Source organism: Nonomuraea sp. NPDC003804, assembly GCF_040610675.1.
GTDB lineage: Bacteria > Actinomycetota > Actinomycetes > Streptosporangiales > Streptosporangiaceae > Nonomuraea.
In genome coordinates, this window is record NZ_JBEXMT010000114.1 from 1 (window position 1) to 1,294 (window position 1,294).

1 protein-coding gene is annotated in these 1,294 nt (G+C 57.0%); it reads right to left on the reverse strand.

What is annotated here, in order from left to right; genetic code table 11:
• Positions 1-708: 708 nt before the first annotated feature.
• A partial coding sequence (locus tag ABZX22_RS45165) for a site-specific integrase (RefSeq protein WP_354923528.1) occupies positions 709-1,294 on the reverse strand: 586 nt, incomplete at its 5' end.

The window sequence follows — 1,294 nt, forward strand, 5'->3', positions numbered from 1 at the left end:
GGAGGAGCTTCCTCGGGGCTGCCCGCTTTTTGGCGCGTGCGATGTCAAGGGCGAACGCGAACGGCATATCGTCGATGACGACATCCCGAACCAGGTCGGATTCCATCAAATGGATGATGCTAGTCGGGCGCAACCCGAGGATGGTCGTCAGCATCGCGACTCCTCGCTCTCGGACTGCTTCGTATGTGTCGTCGTCGTCGCTGAGGATTGCATTCCTCCACAAAAGGGACTCTTCACGAGTGAGCGGTCCTGTAAGAGGATGACCATCTCTGACCGGTCCGCCCTTTCGATTTCCACCGACCACGACTCGATTTATCGTTGTTAACGCCTGACGGTCGAAGCCGGGGTGGGAGCGTTCGGCAAAGAAGCGGTAGTAGCCTCGGGTCCGCGCCCACTCCCAACGCCTGCCTTGCGCGGTCAGGTGGGATAGATACCCGAGCGCCGATGCGTGCATCGGAGCCGTTGGTTTGCTTTTGCAGAACCGAGCAAAACCCGACAGGTTCGTGTGGCAGTTCAGCGCGTCGATTGGTGATTCGGTCGTTAAGCGGTTCCCGATGTACTCCCTGATAGTCGAGGCCAAGGGCTCTCCAACGCTGTCAATCGAAGTCCACGGTAGTCTGCGGATTCCTACCGATGTAACGATGGTCCATCGATGAGGTTCGACTACAACCGGGTTGCCGTAGACGTCAAGAAAGTCTGCGTTATTGTTCATTTTGCGAAGAAGTTTGCTTGTCGGGCGGTGGCAACGGTTCGCGCGGTTTCCTCGCGCTCCCTCGCCGTATATGTCGCAACATTGTTAGAGAGCCAACCGTTCAGATACATGATGGTTCGCAGCATTTCCTCCTCCGCCAAGCCAAGGGCCTTGGCATCTCTCACCAGTCTCTCGGTGTTCGTGTGACGAAGAATGTGTGGCGTGAGTCCAGGGACGGCATGTTGCAGCTTCTGAAAAATGGCGTTGATTGTCCGCTTGGACAGCGGATTGCCGTCTACGGTCTCAAGGAAGAGGTATTCGCTGTCGGCCGCATTCGGGATTTGTGCCCGGTATTCGCGGATGTACTCTGCCGTGATTTCCGCTACTCTCTGAAGGACGGGATATTCGCGAGGCTGGGTCTTCAGCCTCGGCTCGTCCACTCGTGTGTCGTCCGGGTCATTCGTGTGAGCGTCGAATCGAATGTACGGCTCCGGGCCGCCGACGACGTCCTCGAGTTTCAGCTTCGCAACATCTCCTCGCCGGCCACCGGTGACAAGGTATAGAAGAACAAGCACGAAATTTCGATGCCTAACGAGCTTTTTC